Annotated in this window: 15 protein-coding genes; 6 read left to right on the top strand and 9 right to left on the bottom strand. The window is 72.8% G+C overall.

Annotated elements, in window-relative coordinates:
* Window positions 1-172: 172 nt before the first annotated feature.
* Genes ACFW47_RS10115 through pdhA form a run of 3 tightly spaced genes read right to left on the bottom strand, consistent with a single transcriptional unit; the run spans window position 173 to window position 3,846 of the window.
* Window positions 173-1,618: a dihydrolipoamide acetyltransferase family protein gene (locus ACFW47_RS10115; RefSeq protein ID WP_386305450.1), complete on the bottom strand. Its 1,446-nt coding sequence runs from the start codon at window positions 1,616-1,618 to the stop codon at window positions 173-175.
* A gap of 10 nt (window positions 1,619-1,628) precedes the next feature.
* Window positions 1,629-2,609: an alpha-ketoacid dehydrogenase subunit beta gene (locus ACFW47_RS10110; RefSeq protein ID WP_386280017.1), complete on the bottom strand. Its 981-nt coding sequence runs from the start codon at window positions 2,607-2,609 to the stop codon at window positions 1,629-1,631.
* 1 nt (window position 2,610) lies between these two features.
* Entirely contained in the window at window positions 2,611-3,846 is a 1,236-nt protein-coding gene (gene pdhA / locus ACFW47_RS10105) for a pyruvate dehydrogenase (acetyl-transferring) E1 component subunit alpha (protein WP_386305448.1), read from the bottom strand.
* A 323-nt stretch (window positions 3,847-4,169) separates the two neighbouring features.
* Between pdhA and ACFW47_RS10100 the strand changes: the two genes are divergently transcribed.
* Complete coding sequence (locus ACFW47_RS10100; protein ID WP_386280021.1) at window positions 4,170-4,826, top strand: response regulator; 657 nt, start codon at window positions 4,170-4,172, stop codon at window positions 4,824-4,826.
* A 93-nt stretch (window positions 4,827-4,919) separates the two neighbouring features.
* Window positions 4,920-5,327: a pyridoxamine 5'-phosphate oxidase family protein gene (locus ACFW47_RS10095; protein WP_386280023.1), complete on the top strand. Its 408-nt coding sequence runs from the start codon at window positions 4,920-4,922 to the stop codon at window positions 5,325-5,327.
* Window positions 5,328-5,408: 81 nt separating this feature from the next.
* Here ACFW47_RS10095 and ACFW47_RS10090 read toward each other — a convergent pair whose 3' ends face one another.
* Complete coding sequence (locus tag ACFW47_RS10090; protein WP_386305447.1) at window positions 5,409-7,043, bottom strand: protein kinase; 1,635 nt, start codon at window positions 7,041-7,043, stop codon at window positions 5,409-5,411.
* A gap of 346 nt (window positions 7,044-7,389) precedes the next feature.
* Here ACFW47_RS10090 and ACFW47_RS10085 point away from each other — a divergent pair, with 346 nt between their 5' ends.
* Window positions 7,390-9,039 carry a protein kinase gene (locus ACFW47_RS10085; RefSeq protein ID WP_386305446.1) on the top strand — a complete coding sequence of 550 codons (1,650 nt, stop codon included), beginning with the start codon at window positions 7,390-7,392 and terminating at the stop codon, window positions 9,037-9,039.
* Window positions 9,040-9,133: 94 nt separating this feature from the next.
* On the opposite strand, the gene ACFW47_RS10080 is transcribed toward ACFW47_RS10085, so the two are convergent.
* Window positions 9,134-9,673 carry a bacterial proteasome activator family protein gene (locus ACFW47_RS10080; RefSeq protein WP_100047474.1) on the bottom strand — a complete coding sequence of 180 codons (540 nt, stop codon included), beginning with the start codon at window positions 9,671-9,673 and terminating at the stop codon, window positions 9,134-9,136.
* Window positions 9,674-9,805: 132 nt separating this feature from the next.
* Here ACFW47_RS10080 and ACFW47_RS10075 point away from each other — a divergent pair, with 132 nt between their 5' ends.
* Window positions 9,806-10,615: a hypothetical protein gene (locus ACFW47_RS10075; RefSeq protein ID WP_386305444.1), complete on the top strand. Its 810-nt coding sequence runs from the start codon at window positions 9,806-9,808 to the stop codon at window positions 10,613-10,615.
* A gap of 10 nt (window positions 10,616-10,625) precedes the next feature.
* Here the strand turns inward: ACFW47_RS10075 and ACFW47_RS10070 are convergent, their stop codons facing one another.
* On the bottom strand, window positions 10,626-11,606 hold the full coding sequence (locus ACFW47_RS10070; protein WP_386280031.1) for an NAD(P)H-quinone oxidoreductase: 981 nt from the start codon (window positions 11,604-11,606) through the stop codon (window positions 10,626-10,628).
* Between the two features lie 171 nt (window positions 11,607-11,777).
* Here ACFW47_RS10070 and ACFW47_RS10065 point away from each other — a divergent pair, with 171 nt between their 5' ends.
* Together ACFW47_RS10065 and ACFW47_RS10060 are read left to right on the top strand one after the other, a co-directional pair.
* A complete protein-coding gene (locus tag ACFW47_RS10065; RefSeq protein ID WP_386280033.1) occupies window positions 11,778-12,815 on the top strand; it encodes an ATP-binding cassette domain-containing protein in 1,038 nt (345 codons plus the stop codon).
* The gene (locus ACFW47_RS10060; RefSeq protein ID WP_386280035.1) at window positions 12,812-13,660 is read left to right on the top strand and encodes an ABC transporter permease; all 849 of its coding nucleotides are present in this window, start codon (window positions 12,812-12,814) and stop codon (window positions 13,658-13,660) included. Before ACFW47_RS10065 ends, ACFW47_RS10060 begins: the two co-directional genes overlap by 4 nt.
* Window positions 13,661-13,706: 46 nt before the next feature.
* On the opposite strand, the gene ACFW47_RS10055 is transcribed toward ACFW47_RS10060, so the two are convergent.
* From ACFW47_RS10055 to ACFW47_RS10045, 3 genes are read right to left on the bottom strand one after another with little or no spacing between them, the layout of a single operon-like run.
* Entirely contained in the window at window positions 13,707-14,804 is a 1,098-nt protein-coding gene (locus tag ACFW47_RS10055) for a potassium channel family protein (RefSeq protein ID WP_386280037.1), read from the bottom strand.
* Window positions 14,801-16,198, bottom strand: a complete 1,398-nt coding sequence (locus ACFW47_RS10050) for a molybdopterin molybdotransferase MoeA (protein ID WP_386305443.1) — start codon at window positions 16,196-16,198, stop codon at window positions 14,801-14,803. The genes ACFW47_RS10055 and ACFW47_RS10050 overlap by 4 nt, the downstream gene beginning before the upstream one ends.
* Entirely contained in the window at window positions 16,195-17,193 is a 999-nt protein-coding gene (locus ACFW47_RS10045) for an NTP transferase domain-containing protein (RefSeq protein WP_386280041.1), read from the bottom strand. The genes ACFW47_RS10050 and ACFW47_RS10045 overlap by 4 nt, the downstream gene beginning before the upstream one ends.
* Window positions 17,194-17,259: the final 66 nt, after the last annotated feature.

Below are 17,259 nucleotides of genomic sequence, written 5' to 3'. Positions count from 1 at the left end.
GACCTCCTGACCGGCGGGTGGAGGGGAGCCGACCGGCCCCTTGGCCCAGCTTCGGCCGTCGGGGCCACCGCGACCAGTGACATACGTCATCGAAGGGCCGGGAGCGGCGGAGCCGCGCGCCCGGGCGGGACACGCGGCTCCGTCTCTCGTGTTCTCGGGTGGTCCCGGTGGGTCAGGCCCAGGTGAGCAGGCGCTTCGGCTGCTCCAGGATCGCCGCGACGTCGGCGAGCACCTTGGAACCCAGCTCGCCGTCGACCAGGCGGTGGTCGAAGCTCAGCGCCAGCGTGGTCACCTGACGCGGCTTCACCTTGCCCTTGTGCACCCACGGCTGGAGCTTGATGGCGCCGACCGCGAGGATCGCGGACTCGCCCGGGTTGAGAATCGGCGTGCCGGTGTCGACGCCGAAGACGCCGACGTTGGTGATGGTCACCGTGCCGCCCTGCATGGCGGCCGGGGAGGTCTTGCCCTCCCGGGCCGTCGAGACCAGCTCGCCCAGGGACTCGGCCAGTTGCGGGAGCGTCTTGGCGTGGGCGTCCTTGATGTTCGGGACGATCAGGCCGCGCGGGGTCGCGGCCGCGATGCCCAGGTTGACGTAGTGCTTGACCACGATCTCCTGCGCCGCCTCGTCCCAGGAGGCGTTGACGTCCGGGTTGCGCCGGATCGCCACCAGCAGGGCCTTGGCGATGAGCAGGAGCGGGTTCACCCGCAGGCCCGCGAACTCCCTGTCCTGCTTCAGCTCCTCGACCAGCTTCATCGTGCGCGTCACGTCGACCGTCACGAACTCGGTGACGTGCGGCGCCGTGAACGCCGAGCCGACCATCGCCGCCGCCGTCGCCTTGCGCACGCCCTTGACCGGGACACGGGTCTCGCGCGCCGTGTCGTACGACACCACCGCCGGGGCCGGGGAGGCGGCCGCGGAGGGGGCGGGCGCGATGGCCCGGTCGGCCGGGGCCGCCTGCGGTTCGGCGGCCTGCGTGGCGGCGACCGCCGCGTGCACGTCCTCGCGGGTGATGACGCCGTCCGGGCCGGTCGGGGTGACCGTGGCCAGATCGACGCCGAGATCCTTGGCCAGCTTGCGCACCGGGGGCTTGGCGAGCGGGCGCTCGCGGGTGGCCGGCGCGGCCGGTCCGTGGCCGTTCATCTCGGCCTGGATGGCGGCGGACGCCGCCGGTGCCTCCTGGGCCGGGACCTGGGCGCCCTTGCGGGGGCGGCGACGGGTCGAGGAGGTGGACACTCCGTACCCGACCAGGACCGGCTGGCGGGCCTCGGGCTTCTTCTCCCCCTCGGCGCCGGTCGTCGCGGCCGGAGCGGCGGCCGTCTCCTCGCCGGCCTCCTGTGCCGGTTGGGCCGCGGCTCCGCCGCCGACCGCCACCGCGATGATCGACGTCCCCACGTCGACCGTGGTGCCCTCGGGGAAGTGCAGCTCGCGCACCACACCGTCGTACGGAATGGGCAGCTCGACGGCTGCCTTCGCCGTCTCGACCTCGCACACCACCTGGCCGTCGGTGACCGTGTCACCGGGCTGTACGTACCACTTGAGGATCTCCGCCTCGGTGAGTCCCTCGCCCACGTCGGGCATCTTGAACTCGCGCACGGACCCTTCAGTCATCGTCGTCACGACCCTCTCCTCAGTACGCCAGCGAGCGGTCGACGGCGTCCAGCACCCGGTCCAGGTCGGGCAGGTACTCCTCCTCCAGACGCGCCGGCGGATACGGCGCGTGGTAGCCGCCGACCCTCAGGACCGGGGCCTCCAGGTGGTAGAAGCAGCGCTCCGTGATCCGGGCCGCGATCTCCGCGCCCGAGCCCAGGAACACCGGCGCCTCGTGGACCACGACCAGGCGGCGGGTCTTCTCCACCGAGGCCTGGACCGTGTCGAAGTCGACCGGGGAGATGGACCGCAGGTCCACGACCTCCAGGGACCGCCCCTCCTCGGCCGCCGCGTCCGCGACCTCCTGGCAGAGCTTCACCATCGGGCCGTACGCGGCCAGCGTGAGGTCGGTGCCCTCGCGCACCACCCGCGCGGCGTGCAGCGGGTCCGGGATCGCCTCGGCGTCGACCTCGGCCTTGTCCCAGTACCGGCGCTTGGGCTCGAAGTAGATCACCGGGTCGTCGCTCTGGATGGCCTGCTGCATCATCCAGTAGGCGTCCGCCGCGTTCGACGGGGAGACCACCTTGAGGCCGGCGACGTGCGCGAACAGCGCCTCCGGGGACTCGGAGTGGTGCTCGACCGCGCCGATGCCGCCCCCGTAGGGGATGCGGATGACGACGGGCAGCTTGACCTTGCCCAGCGAGCGGGCGTGCATCTTGGCCAGCTGGGTGACGATCTGGTCGTAGGCCGGGAAGACGAAGCCGTCGAACTGGATCTCCACCACCGGGCGGTACCCGCGCAGGGCCAGACCGATGGCCGTGCCGACGATGCCGGACTCGGCGAGCGGGGTGTCGATGACCCGGTCCTCGCCGAAGTCCTTCTGCAGGCCGTCGGTGACCCGGAAGACGCCGCCGAGCTTGCCGACGTCCTCCCCCATGATCAGGACCTTGGGGTCCGACTCCAGCGCGCGGCGCAGCGACTCGTTGATCGCCTTGGCCAGCGCCATCTTTTCGGCTGCCATGTCAGACCCCCTCGGCCTCTGCGAACGACGCCTGGTAGGCGGCGAACTGGGCCCGCTCCTCGTCGACGAGCGCGTGCCCGTCCGCGTACACGTTCTCGAAGATGGCGAACCGGTCCGGGTCCGGCATGGCACGGACCACCTCGCGCACTCGTTTGCCCAACGCCTCGCTCTCCGCCTCCAGTTCCCCGAAGAATCCCTCGTCCGCGTGGTTTGCGGACTCCAGGAAGCGGCGAAGGCGCAGGATCGGGTCCTTGGCCTCCCAGGCGGCGCGCTCGTCGTCGTGCCGGTAGCGGGAAGGGTCGTCCGAGGTGGTGTGGGCGCCCATGCGGTAGGTGTACGCCTCGATCAGCGCCGGTCCCTCGCCGCGCCGGGCGCGGTCCAGGGCCCAGCGGGTGACCGCGAGGGAGGCGAGGACGTCGTTGCCGTCGACGCGGACGCCGGGGAAGCCGAAGCCCTGGGCGCGCTGGTAGAGCGGCACCCGGGTCTGCTTCTCGTTGGACTCGGAGATCGCCCACTGGTTGTTCTGGCAGAAGAACACCACGGGGGCGTTGTAGACGGCGGCGAAGTTGAACGCCTCGCTGACGTCGCCCTGGCTGGAGGCGCCGTCGCCGAAGTACGCGATCACGCCGAAGTCCGCGCCGTCCTTGGCGACGCCCATGGCGTAGCCGGTGGCGTGCAGCGCCTGCGAGCCGATGACGATGGTGTAGAGGTGGAAGTTGTTGCTGTTGGGGTCCCAGCCGCCGTTGTTCACGCCGCGGAACATGCCGAGGAGGTTGGTCGGGTCGACGCCCCGGCACCAGGCGACACCGTGCTCGCGGTAGGTCGGGAAGACGTAGTCGTCGTCCCGGGTGGCCCGGCCGGAGCCGATCTGGGCGGCCTCCTGGCCCAGCAGGGAGGCCCACAGGCCCAGCTCGCCCTGGCGCTGCAGGGCGGTGGCCTCGGCGTCGAAGCGCCGGGTGAGCACCATGTCGCGGTACAGGCCGCGCAGCTCGTCGGGGGTGATGTCGGCGACGTACTGGGCGTACTCGGCGTACGCGGAGTTGTCGGCCGTCTCGATCCGTTCGCCCTCGGGCGTCAGCAGCTGCACCAGCTCCGTCTCGGAGCCCTTCGCGGCAGTGGTGCTGGTCTTGCGAGTGGTGCGCTTGGCGCCGGTGGTGCCGGCCTTGCCGCCGGTCGTACCGGCCGCCTTGCTTCCGGCGCTGCGTCGCGGCTTGCGCGCGGCAGTGCTCTCGGTCACGTGTGCTCCTCCGTCGGTCCGGCCCCCGGGTTCGCCGGAAGCCAGTGCGGCTCACCTGCGGCCCGGCGGACGCACAAGGGTGGGTGCGGCCCGTTCGGGAACAGGCGTGACAGGTGCCCCGGCGAGCGCCCTGCGAACAGCACGTTACCCAGTGCTCCACATTTCTGTGAAACCCCTCCTGACCTGCGTTTTTACTCGGATTTCCAAGTAAATCGGCGAAGTGCGGAAGTTTTACTGGTCACAGCCTCGCAGGGGGCCGGAACAACGGCACGTTATCCCGGCCACCCCGGGCACGGGAAGAGTCGGTGTGTGAGACTGACCGCGTGCGCGAAGACGGAAAAATCCGGGTATTCCTCCTCGACGACCACGAGGTCGTGCGCCGCGGGGTGCACGATCTGCTCTCGGGCGAGCCCGACATCGAGGTGGTGGGGGAGGCCGGTACGGCGACCGACGCGCTGGCCCGGGTCCCGGCCGCCCGGCCCGACGTCGCGGTGCTGGACGTCCGGCTGCCCGACGGCAGCGGCGTGGAGGTCTGCCGCGAGATCCGCTCCCGGGACGAGTCCGTCAGGTGCCTCATGCTGACCTCCTTCGCGGACGACGAGGCCCTCTTCGACGCGATCATGGCGGGCGCCTCCGGATACGTGCTCAAGGACATCCGCGGCGCCGAGCTGCTGGGTGCCGTCCGGGAGGTGGCCGCGGGCAAGTCGCTGCTCGACCCGGCGGCCACCGCGCGGGTGCTGGAGCGGCTGCGCGACGGCGGCACCCGGACCGACGACCGGCTCGCCCGCCTCACCGAGCAGGAGCGGCGCATCCTGGACCTGATCGGCGAGGGGATGACCAACCGCGCGATCGGCGAGCGGCTGCACCTCGCGGAAAAGACGATCAAGAATTACGTGTCGAGCCTGCTGGCCAAACTCGGAATGCAGCGGCGTTCCCAGGCGGCGGCTTTCGTGGCCCGGCTGCAGGCCGAGAACCGCTGAGCACCGCGGCAGGCCTTTATTCGGGACCTACGTCCCTTCCTGCCGGGGCGGGCGACTCTGTTTCCCTTTCCTCCGCCCGCGCACAGTGGACCTATGCCCTCCGACGCACAGCTCGCCGTCGGCCTGCTCGGCCGCACCGCCTACGGCCGGGCGGCCACCACCATGCGCGCCCTGCCCTTCCTCGCCACCGCGCGGCACATCGTGACCGACGGCCGGGTCCTGCTGCGCATGCCGAGGAGCTGCGGGTACCACCAGGTGTGCGCCGGGAGCGTCGTGGCGTACGGCGCGGACAACCTCGGTTCGGCCGCGCCCGGTGAGAGCGTGTGGACCGTGCAGGTCGTGGGCCGGTGCGAGACCCACGAACCGAGCGCCGCCGAGATCGACCGGTTCGGTCCGGCACCGGGCCGGGTGGACGGTGAGCCGTTCGAGCCGGTCTATCTGCGGATCGAACCGCGGTTCGGCTCGGTGCACGTGACGGAGGGACCCGCCGGCGTGCTGTGACGGCCGGTGGGGCGGCCGGGGAAACGCGACGCGCGCGTGGCGCCCTGATCGGGCCGCACGCGCGCGTGGGGATCGTTTCGGTCAGTTGCCGCCGTCGCCACCCGGAGGGGTGGCGCCGCCGGTGGGCTCACCACCACTGCCGCCCGTCGGCTCACCACCGGTCCCACCGGTCGGCTCACCACCACCGTCCGTCGGCTCGCCACCGCCGTCCGTCGGCTCGCCACCGTCCGCCGGCGTGGACGGGCCCGTCTGACCGTCGGACGGCTCCCCGGACGGCTCCCCCGACGCGCTCTCGGACGGCGTGTACGACGGCGTGTAGGGCTGGTCGCCCCAGCCCCCGCCGGTGCCCCCGCCGCCGTTGTTCCGGTCCGTCTCCGGGTCGGTGTTCTCCTGCGTCTCCTCGTCGCTCGGCGAGGGGCTGGACGACTCGTTGCCGGTGCTCTGCGAGGTGGACGCCGTCGGGCTCTTGTCCGTCTCCGTGCCGCCCTTGCCGCCCTCACCGTTGTTCATGGCCAGCGCGACGCCCGCGGCGATGGCGATCACCGCCAGGACGGCCAGGATCCACAGCTTGCCCCGGCCGCTGCCCCTGTTGCCGTGGCCCTCGAAACCGCCGTCGTCGCCCCCGCCGTAGCCGTTCGGCAGGATCTGCTGGGGGATCTGCTGGGTGCCGGAGGCGCCGTGGTCGGGATGCGGCAGCACCGTCGTGCCCGCGAGACCGGCCGCCGGGGTGTGCCGGCCGTCGTGCGCGGCGACCGGGCCGGTGTTCCAGGTGCCGGTGTGACCGCCCTGCTCGTACAGCATCTGCAGCCCGTACTGGACCAGGCCGCGCATCTCCTCGGCGGTCTGGAAGCGGTCGTCGGGCTCCTTGGCCAGCGAGCGCATCACCAGGCCGTCCAGCTCGGGCGGGCAGGCGTCGGATGCCTCGGACGGCGGCGTCGGGATGTCCTGGACGTGCTGGTAGACCACCGACAGCGGGGTCTCGCCGGTGAAGGGCGGGCGCAGTGCGAGGAGTTCGTAGAGCAGGCAGCCCGTCGCGTACAGGTCGGAGCGGTGGTCGACGGCCTTGCCGAGGGCCTGCTCCGGGGAGAGGTACTGCGGGGTGCCCATGACCATGCCGGTCTGCGTCATCGTCGTGGACGCGCCGTGCAGGGCGCGGGCGATGCCGAAGTCCATCACCTTCACGGCGCCGTTGTTGGTGATGATGACGTTGGCGGGCTTGATGTCGCGGTGCACGATGCCGTGCTGGTGCGAGTAGGCCAGCGCCTCCAGGACGCCGGAGACGATGATCAGCGCCTGCTCGGGGCCGGGCGCCTCGGCGTTGAGGAGGAGGTCGCGGATGGTGCGGCCCTCGACGATCTCCATCACGATGTACGGCACGGACTGGCCGCCGACGAAGTCCTCGCCGGAGTCGTAGACGGCCACGATGGCGTGGTGGTTGAGCCCGGCCACCGACTGTGCCTCGCGCGTGAAGCGGGCCTTGGAGACCGGGTCCTCGGCGAGGTCGGCGCGCAGCAGCTTGACCGCCACGGTGCGCCCGAGGCGGACGTCCTCGGCGGCGAACACCTCGGCCATGCCGCCCCGCCCGAGTCTGCGGGTCAGCCGGTACCGGCCGTCGCCGACCAGGCCGCCGTTGCCCCAGTTCTCCGGCGCGTCAGACATACCGCCGCCAGATGCCTCGGGTTCGGACGGGCCCTGGGCGCGCTGCTGCTGTGCCATCAGTCCTCGCCGTCGTTTCTGCCCGCGGTACGCGCGGTGTTGTTACGGTCTCCGTCGGCCACGCTACAGCCTCCGCGCAAGCCTCTGGTCCGAGACGGGCTGCCGGGACCGGCATCGAGACGGACCGGTCATGAAACCCTGGCCCCGCGCTGCCGTGCAAATTCCGTGTACCGGCGGTACGCCGGCTGTAACGCTTCCGCGACGCTTCTTTCGCGTACGGTCACGGAACGGGCACCGCGCTTGACGTGTCAGTGCCCTCGGGCAGACTTGGCCGGGAATAGCACTTTCGATCACGAGCGTGCGTGCCGCCGCCAACGGCGCCGACGCCTATGGGGGACGCAGACACATGAGCCAGGACGCCGGACAGGGCCGGTACGCGGGGCGCGCGCTCGCCGGCGGCCGCTACCAGCTGCGCGACTTGCTCGGCGAGGGCGGCATGGCCTCGGTGCACCTGGCGTACGACTCGGTGCTGGACCGGCAGGTCGCGGTCAAGACACTCCACACCGAGCTGGGCCGGGAGCAGGCCTTCCGCGAGCGCTTCCGCCGCGAGGCCCAGGCAGTGGCCAAGCTCACGCACACCAACATCGTCTCCGTCTTCGACACCGGCGAGGACGACCTGGGCGGCATGGCGACGCCGTACATCGTCATGGAGTACGTCGAGGGCCGACCGCTCGGCTCGGTGCTCGACGAGGACGTCCGGCAGCAGGGCGCGATGCCCGCCGACAAGGCGCTGAAGATCACCGCGGACGTGCTGGCGGCGCTGGAGATCAGCCACGAGATGGGCCTGGTCCACCGCGACATCAAGCCGGGCAACGTGATGATGACCAAGCGCGGCGTGGTCAAGGTCATGGACTTCGGCATCGCCCGCGCCATGCAGTCCGGCGTGACGTCGATGACACAGACCGGCATGGTCGTCGGCACACCGCAGTACCTCTCGCCGGAACAGGCCCTCGGCCGCGGCGTGGACGCCCGCTCCGACCTCTACTCGGTCGGCATCATGCTCTTCCAGCTGGTCACCGGGCGCCTCCCGTTCGACGCGGACTCGCCACTGGCCATCGCGTACGCGCACGTGCAGGAGGAGCCGGTCGCTCCTTCGTCGGTCAACCGCGCGCTGCCCCCGGCCGTGGACGCCCTGGTGGCCCGCGCGCTGAAGAAGAACCCCAACGAGCGCTTCCCCAGCGCCGAGGCCATGCGCGACGAGTGCCTGCGGGTGGCGGCCTCCTTCCAGGCGGCCCCGCCGAACATCGTGCCCGGCGCGCAGACCTCCAGCGGCGCGGGCGTCGGCTCCGCGGTGTTCCCGCCGGTCGACCAGAGCACCCCGGCCCCGACGGGCCCGGTCCAGACGCCGTACCAGCCGACGCCGAACCCGTACGGCACGCCTGCCCCCACGCCCTCGCCGGCGTACGGCTACCCGCAGCAGGGCGGCTACCAGACCCCGGCCGCGTCACCGTACGCGCAGCAGCAGCACCCGCAGGGCGCGCACACCCCGCCGCCGTACAACCTCACGCCCTCCGCGCCGGCCTCCGGCTCCGGGGGCGGCCGCAAGACCAACAAGATGTTGGTCGTCGGCGCGATCGCGGTCGCCGTCCTGGTCGTCGGCGGCCTGATCGGCGCGCTGACCATGAACGACGGCGGGGAGGACCCGAAGGGCGGGGACACCACCGCCAGCGGGTCCGCGTCACCGTCGAGGGCGGCGGGCTACCGCGGGCCGGACACGACGAAGACGATCGAGAAGGACGAGTGCACGGAGCCTCAGGAGTCGTACAACGACCCCGACAAGATCAAGGTGCCGGACTTCACCTTCAAGTACATCGGCTCGGTCAAGGAGTGCTTCCAGGCCGCCGGCTGGTCGATGGAGGTCGTCGAGGTCGACGAGAACACCTACGGCGAGGGCTCGGTCCGCGACCAGTTCCCCGTGGCCGGCACGGACGTCGACCCGGACAAGATGCCGACGATCCAGCTCAAGGTGTCGACGGGCAACCCGCCGTCCGCCTGATCAGACGCTGACACCCGCGCGGACGACGAAGGGCCCGGCGGCCGGTGCCGCCGGGCCCTTCCTGTCGTTCGGGACGTGGGGGGAGTCGCGGGTCCTACAGGTAGGGTCCGCCGGAACGGCCGCCGGGGTGCGGCTCCTCGCCCTCCTGCCCGACGCCCGGCGGCAGCGCCCGGCGCATCTGCTCCAGCTGGGCCCGCGCGGCCATCTGCTGGGCGAACAGCGTGGTCTGGATGCCGTGGAAGAGGCCCTCCAGCCAGCCGACCAGCTGCGCCTGGGCGATCCGCAGCTCCGCGTCGGTCGGGGTCGCGTCGTCCGTGAACGGCAGGGACAGCCGCTCCAGCTCCTCGACCAGTTCGGGCGCCAGTCCGTCCTCCAGCTCCTTCACCGAACTGGCGTGGATCTCCTTGAGCCGGGCCCGGCTCGCCTCGTCCAGGGGCGCGACACGCACCTCCTCCAGCAGCTGCTTGATCATGCTGCCGATCCGCATCACCTTGGCAGGCTGCTCCACCTGCTCGGTCACCGGAATCTCCCGGGAGTCGTCGTCTCCCCCGCCGCCGCTGAGCGCCATTCCGTCCTGGCCGACGACCAGGATCTGAGGGTTCTCCGGCGACCTGTCGTTCCTCGGCATCTCCATGCCGCCATTCTCTCGCACCCGTACGCCCCGACAGGGCGGTGCCCCCGCATTCGGGGGCGTCCGGAATGCCGGAAAGGCTGCGCGGTGTGAGGCTTGTTCCGTCGATCTCATCACCGGGAGGGGGTCACGGGCGTGAATCCATGGCTGCGCACGCTGCGAGCGACAGGGCTGGCGGGGGTACTGGGAGTGGGTGCGCTGGTGTCGCCGTGCGGGACGGGACCGGCGTACGGCACCGGGTTCGCGGGGACGGGGGCCGCCGTGGCGCCCTCCCCCTCGGCGCCGGCCGCCGCCCCGGGCAAGGCTGCCGCCCCGGGCAGGTCTTCCGGGCCGGACGGCTCCGAGGACGGCGGTCCCGGGGAGGACGGGTCCGGGGAGAGCGGGTCCGAGGGGGACGGCTCCAGGGGGGACGGCTCCTTCGAGCGGGACGAGCGCCCCCAGGGGCAGAACGGTCACGACGGCCCCGGTGGTCCGGGCGCCGGTCCCGCCGCCGACGACGCCGAGGAGGCCCGGCCCGATGACGGGCCGGCCTCCCGTCCCTCGGGCGGCGCGGGACGCGGTACCGCTTCGTCCTCTCCCTCGTCCTCGGCGTCCGCCGCCACGGCCGGCCCGGAGCCCTCCCGGGCGGGGAGCCGTCCGGGTGAGGGGCGGCAGCGCCCCGGGCGTTCCGAGGGGCCCGGGCGGGAGCAGGACGCCGCGGACGACGGCGGCGGCCTGCGGGCGGAGGACGAGGGCGGGGGTCCGGCCGACGACGTGGCCGGTGCCGTGCCGTCCCGGGAAACCGCCCCGGCTCCCTCCGCGTCCCCGTCCGTCCCGCGGGCCGGCACGCACGCCGACCAGGCCGCCGGGGAGGTACCGCAGGTCCTGCCGCTGGGCACCGGCCTGGTCCTGGTCGGCCTGGGGCTGGCCCTCGCCTTCGTCGGCCTCCGCCTGCGGCGCGGCTGAACCGCCGCCGCTACGAGGTGACCAGCAGCACCTTGCCGACGTGCCCGCTCTCCTCCACGACCCGGTGGGCGCCGGGTGCGTCGCTCATCGGGAGCTCACGGTCCACGATCGGGCGGACGTGCCCCCCGGCCAGCAGCGGCCAGACGTGCTCGCGGACGGCCGCCACGATCGCCGCCTTCTCCTCCAGGGGCCGGGCGCGCAGCGAGGTCGCGCTGACGGCGGCGCGCTTGGCGAGGAGCGCGCCGATGTTGAGCTCGCCCTTCCGGCCGCCCTGCATGCCGATGATCGCGAGGCGGCCGTTGACGGCGAGCGCCTGGACGTTGCGGTCCAGGTACTTGGCGCCCATGTTGTCCAGGATGACGTCCGCGCCCGCGCCGCCGGTGGCGTCCTCCACCTCGGCGACGAAGTCCTGCTCCCGGTAGTTGATCAGGATGTCGGCGCCCAGTTCGGCGCAGCGCTCCAGCTTCTCCTTGGTGCCCGCCGTCACGGCGACCTTCGCGCCGACGGCCTTGGCCAGCTGGATCGCCATGGTGCCGATGCCGCTGGAGCCGCCGTGCACGAGGAGCGTCTCGCCGGGGCGGAGGTGGGCCACCATGAAGACGTTCGACCAGACGGTGCAGACCACCTCGGGCAGCGCGGCCGCCTCCTTGAGGCCGACGCCCTCCGGCACCGGCAGCAGCTGGCCGGCCGGAACGGCGACCTTCTCGGCGTAACCGCCGCCCGCGAGCAGCGCGCACACCTCGTCGCCGACGGACCAGCCGGACACGCCGGGGCCGAGCGCGGCGATACGCCCGGAGCACTCCAGGCCCGGGTAGGGGGAGGATCCCGGCGGGGGGTCGTAGAAGCCCTGGCGCTGCATGATGTCGGCGCGGTTGACGGCACTGGCCACCACCTCGACCAGGACCTCGCCCTCGCCGGGCACCGGGTCGGGGACCTCTGCCCAGGCCAGCGCCTCGGGGCCACCGGGTTCGGAAATCGTGATCGCATGCATGGGGGCGACGCTACTCCTCCGTCCCTGGCCGGGCCCCCGCGCCCGGGTCCGTGGTCGGAGCGCCCTGCGACTTTGGGACCATCCGTGGGAAAAAGCCTGTGCGCGACCGATGAGTTTGCGCGACGGTAAAGGTCTTCCCATGCGTAGTCCAAGAACGCGGAAGGACCATCGATGAGCACGCACACGTCCGGACTCGCGATCGAGACCGCGGGCCTGGTGAAGACGTTCGGCGAGACCCGGGCCGTGGACGGCGTCGACCTCGCCGTGCCCGCCGGCACGGTCTACGGCGTCCTCGGGCCGAACGGCGCCGGCAAGACCACCACGGTGAAGATGCTCGCCACCCTGCTGCGGCCGGACGGGGGCCAGGCCCACGTTTTCGGCCGCGACGTCGTGCGCGAGGCGGACGAGGTGCGCAGCCGGGTGAGCCTGACCGGGCAGTACGCGTCCGTCGACGAGGACCTCACCGGCACCGAGAACCTGGTCCTGCTGGGCCGGCTCCTCGGGCACGGCAAGGCGGCCGCGCGGCAGCGCGGCGAGCAGCTGCTGGAGGCCTTCGGGCTGACGGACGCGGCGGCCAAGCAGGTCAAGCACTACTCGGGTGGCATGCGGCGGCGCATCGACATCGCCGCCTCCATCCTCAACACCCCCGACCTGCTCTTCCTCGACGAGCCGACCACCGGCCTCGACCCGCGCAGTCGCAACCAGGTGTGGGACATCGTGCGCGCGGTCGTCGCCCAGGGCACGACCGTCCTGCTGACCACGCAGTACCTGGACGAGGCCGACCAGCTGGCCTCCCGGATCGCCGTCATCGACAAGGGGCGGGTGATCGCCGAGGGCACCAAGGGCGAGCTGAAGGCGTCGGTCGGCGCCGGTTCGGTGCACCTGCGGCTGCGGGACGCGGACCAGCGGCCGGAGGCCGAGCGGCTGCTGCGGGACCTGCTGGTCGCCGAGGTGCAGCTGGAGCCCGACCCGGTGGCCCTGACCGCGCGGCTCGCGGTGTCCGGCGGCGACGCGGCCGCCGACCAGGCCGCCAAGGCGCTCGGCGAACTGACGCGGGCCGGTATCACCGTGGACAACTTCTCCCTGGGCCAGCCCAGCCTCGACGAGGTCTTCCTGGCGCTGACCGGGCACGACACCGGCCAAGGCGACGGTGCCCCCGGTACCGGCCCCGACACCGACACCGACACGAAGGACGAGGTGGCGGCATGAGCACGGCCACGAGCACCGAGAGCAAGCAGCTCTCCGCGGTCAGCACCGAGTCGCTGGCGGCCCTGCTGGTCGCCAGGGAGCGGCCCCCGCGGCCCAGCGCCCTGTCGACCTCGCTGACCTTCGGCTGGCGCGCGATCCTCAAGATCAAGCACGTGCCGGAGCAGCTCTTCGACGTCACCGCCTTCCCGATCATGAACCTGCTGATGTTCACGTACCTCTTCGGCGGTGCGCTGGCGGGCTCGCCCAGTGACTACATCCAGTTCGTGCTGCCGGGCATCCTCGTGATGTCGGTCGTGATGATCACGATGTACACCGGGGTCTCGGTCAACATCGACATCGAGAAGGGCGTCTTCGACCGGTTCCGCTCGCTGCCCATCTGGCGGCCCTCGGCGATGGTCGGCTATCTGCTCGGCGACGCGCTGCGCTACACGATCGCGTCGGTGATCATGCTCGTCGTGGGCCTGCTCCTCGGCTACCGGCCCGACGGCGGGTTCGGCGGTGTGGTCGCCGGGATCGCGCTGCTGCTGCTGTTCTCGTTCGCGTTCTCGTGGATCTGGACGATGTTCGGGCTGATGCTGCGCACCGAGAAGTCGGTGATGAGCGTCAGCATGATGGTGATCTTCCCCCTCACCTTCCTGTCCAACGTCTTCGTCGACCCGAAGACGATGCCGGGCTGGCTGCAGGCGTTCGTCAACAACAGCCCGATCACCCACCTGGCGTCCGCGGTGCGCGGGCTGATGGCGGGCGAGTGGCCCGGCACGGAGATCGCCTGGACGCTGGGCTGGGCCGGCGCGCTGCTGCTGGTCTTCGGCCCGATCACCATGCGGCTGTACAACCGCAAGTGACCCGGCGGGTACGGCGCCGGGCCTCGACCGCTTGCGGTCGGCGCCGTCAGTCGCGGGGCAGCGGGCGGGCGTCCGGGGCCACATGCGTGGCCGGAGTCGCCCGCACGATCGTGATCAGGCGGTCCGTCAGCTGGAGTTCACCGACGGCCGGATCGTCGTAGCCGAGCACCCGGTGCCCGCGCAGGACGCTGACCACCAGGTCGTCCACCTCCCGCGGGCCCCTGCCGACCTCGGACTTTATGACCGGCCGCTCGACGAGGTCGAGTCCGCTGCCCTGGCTGATCAGATCCTCCATGACCATGCCGGCGGCGGGGCTGAGCACCGAGAGGCCGAGCAGGCGGCCCGCGGCGCTGGCGCTGGTGATCACCGCGTCGGCGCCGGACTGCTTCAGCAGCGGTGCGTTCTCCTCCTCGCGGACCGCGACCACGATCTTCGCGCCGCGGTTGAGCTGCCGGGCGGTGAGCGTGACCAGTACGGCCGTGTCGTCGCGCTGGGTGGCGATGATGATCTGCTTCGCCCGGAACAGCTCGGCGCGGTTGAGCACATCGCTGCGTGTCGCGTCGCCTATCACGCCCGCGTAGCCGTGGGCCGTGGCGGCCTCGATGGCCTTGCCGCTGGGGTCGACCACGACGACCTGCTCCTTGCGCAGCCCGGTCGCGCAGACGGTCTGGATCGCCGACCGCCCCTTGGTGCCGAAACCGACGACGACGGTGTGATCGCGCAAGGTGGTCCTCCAGCGGTTCAGGCGCCACTCCTCCCGAGTGCGCTCGGTGAGGGCTTCCAGCGTGGTGCCGACCAGGATGATCAGGAACAGCACGCGCAGAGGCGTGATGACGAAGATGTTGGTCAGCCGGGCGGCGTCGCTGACGGGAGTGATGTCGCCGTAGCCCGTGGTGGAAAGGGTGACGGTGGCGTAGTAGAAGGCGTCGAGGAGGTCGACGGAACCGTCGGAGTTGTCGTTGTAGCCGTCGGCGTCGGCGTAGACGATGAAGGCCGTCACCAGCAGGACCACCAGGGCCAGGGACAGCCGCTTGCCGACCTGGCGGATCGGATGCTCGACCAGCTTCCTGGGAAGTTTCACCCGATGGGTCACGAGGTGTTCGTCCGCCTGGCGGGCGATCGCGTCCTGGCCCGGAAGTTTCACGTGAAACACACTCCGATTCCGCCGGTGGCCCAGGGAAGGTCGAGCAGTTCGGCCTCCTGGCCACTGAGCGCACCGCCCGGCGGTACGACGGCCAGGGCGTCGGCGGCGGCGATGCCGCGCAACATGGCCGGACCGTTGTAGTGCAGGGGCACGGCACGGTCGCCGCGCAGGGCGACGGGGACCAGCCGGGTGTCGTACGGGTGCCCGTGCACCGCGTCCCGCAGAGGCAGCGTGTAGGGCTCGGGCGCCGGGCGGGCGGCGAGGACGCGCAGCAGCGGCTCGGCGAGCGTGAGCAGTCCGGAGACGGCGGCGAGGGGGTTTCCGGGCAGGCCCACGAGGTGCTGGTCGTCCCCCAGGCGGGCCAGCAGCATGGGGTGGCCGGGGCGCACCTTGACGCCGTCCACGATGAGTTCGGCGCCGATGCGGGTCAGGACGGGGTGCACGTGGTCGACGGGGCCCGCGGCGGTACCGCCGGTCGTGACGATCAGGTCGGCGTCGGAGGCCGTGACGGCGCGGTGCAGGGCCTCGGCGTCGTCGCCGATCCGGCAGACCGTGCGGACCTCGGCGCCCAGGGCACGCAGCCAGGGCGGCAGCATCGGGCCGAGTGCGTCCCGGATGAGGCCGTCGTGCGGCAGCCCCCCGGTGAGCAGCTCGTCGCCGAGGACGAGGACGTCGACGCGGGGGCGGGGGACCGCGGTGAGCGTGTCGTACCCGGCGGCCGCCGCGAGGCCCAGCACGGCCGGGGTGACCACGGTGCCGACGGGCAGCAGCTGGTCGCCGCCGCGGCACTCCTGGGCGCGCGGCCGGATGTCCTGGCCGTGGACGACCTCGCGGGTGGGGTGCAGGCGGCCCCGTTCGTCGGTGCGGCCGTGCTCGGTGCGCAGGACGGCGGTGGTGTCCGCGGGGACGCGGGCGCCGGTGGCGATGCGGACGGCTTCTCCGTCGGTCAGGGGCGCGGGTTCCGCGTGTCCGGCCAGGACGCCTTCGTCACGCACCGTCCAGGGCGCGGGGCCGGAGACGGCCCAGCCGTCCATCGCGGAGGTGTCGAAGGAGGGCAGGTCGGTGAGGGCGGTGAGCGGGGAGGCCAGGGTGAGACCGAGGGCCGCGTCGAGGGGCGCCGGGACGGGGGCTCGGCGGGCGGCGCGGACGGCGGAGCGGGCCGCGCGTTCGGCGCTCGTCCGGGCCTCGGGCCAGGGGGTCGCGCGGTGGCGGTCGCCGTGGTGGTGAGGACCGTCGTGGCGGTGCGGGTCGCCGTGGTGCGAGGCGTGCGGGTGGACGGCCGGTCCGTCGGGGGTGCCGCCGGGAGGGCCGGGGTTCTCCTTCACGAGGGCGAGCGCCTCCTCGACGTCGAGGTCGTCGGCTTCCTCGCCGGTCCGGGTGCCGGGGGAGGTCATCGGGCGTCCGGGCGGGTGTCGGGGGTGGCGTCGGGGGCCACGTCGGGCTTGCCCGCCGTGGTCGACGCGGGCGGTTCCTCGGCGGCCGCGGCCTCCTCCGCCCAGCGCCGGGCGAGGGCGGCCGCCTTGCGGGCGGTCTCGGCGACGGCCTCGGGGCCGCCCCCGGCCCGCCCGGCCGCGTAGCCGACGAGGAAGGTGGTCAGCGGCGCTGCGGGCCTGGCCACCCCGTGGGCGGCGTCCCGGGCGAGGTCGAGCAGGAGGCCGGTGTCGACGTCGAGGTCGATGCCCAACTCGTCCTTGGCTGCGGAGATCCATTCATCCAACACGTGACCATGCTCCCTGATGCGTGCCCTTGCGGTGGCGAGGTCGTCCCAGGTGTCGCAGTCGAAGGAGGCGACGGCGTCGGGGACACGGGTGAGGTGGAGAGCGCCGGTCAGCCGGCGCAGGGGCAGCCCGGTGAGGTCCGCCCGGCGCGTCCCGCCTCCCTGGCTCCCGGTGAGCGCGGCCAGTTCGCGGCGCAGCGCGGACGCGCGGTAGGCGGCGACGAGCGGCTGGTCGCGGCCGTCGGCGTCGGTGAGCAGGACACCGTCGGCTTCGCTCGCGGCGAGGGCCGACAGCAGGCGTCCGACGGTGGAGCCGGACAGGAACGGCAGGTCGGCGGAGAGGACCACGACGTGCTCGGCCGTGGTGTGCCCGAGGCCGGCGGCGAGGGCGGCCAGGGGTCCACCGCCCGGCGGGTCCTCGCGCGCCCAGGTCACCGGGCGCGGGGTGGGCCGCGGGGCGGCCACGACGACGGTGCTCCGCGCTCCGGCGCAGGCGGCGAGCACCCGGTCCAGCAGCGCCCGTCCGCCCACGCGCAGGCCGGGCTTGTCGGCACCGCCGAGGCGCCGGGCGGCCCCGCCGGCGAGCACGACGGCGTCGTACCCGACGGGGTCCGCGCCCGGCGCGGGATCGGCGCCGGCGCCGGGGGCACCGAAGGGCTCGTACGCGGTCACCCCCCGAGTATGCGTCCCTGCGCGATCACAGGGAACGTGGGGGGAGCCCGCGCGTCAGAGTCGGCG

The organism is Streptomyces sp. NPDC058796, assembly GCF_042745235.1.
GTDB lineage: Bacteria > Actinomycetota > Actinomycetes > Streptomycetales > Streptomycetaceae > Streptomyces.
Note: the sequence above shows the minus strand (reverse complement) of the source record. Positions and strands in the feature narration are given on the sequence as shown.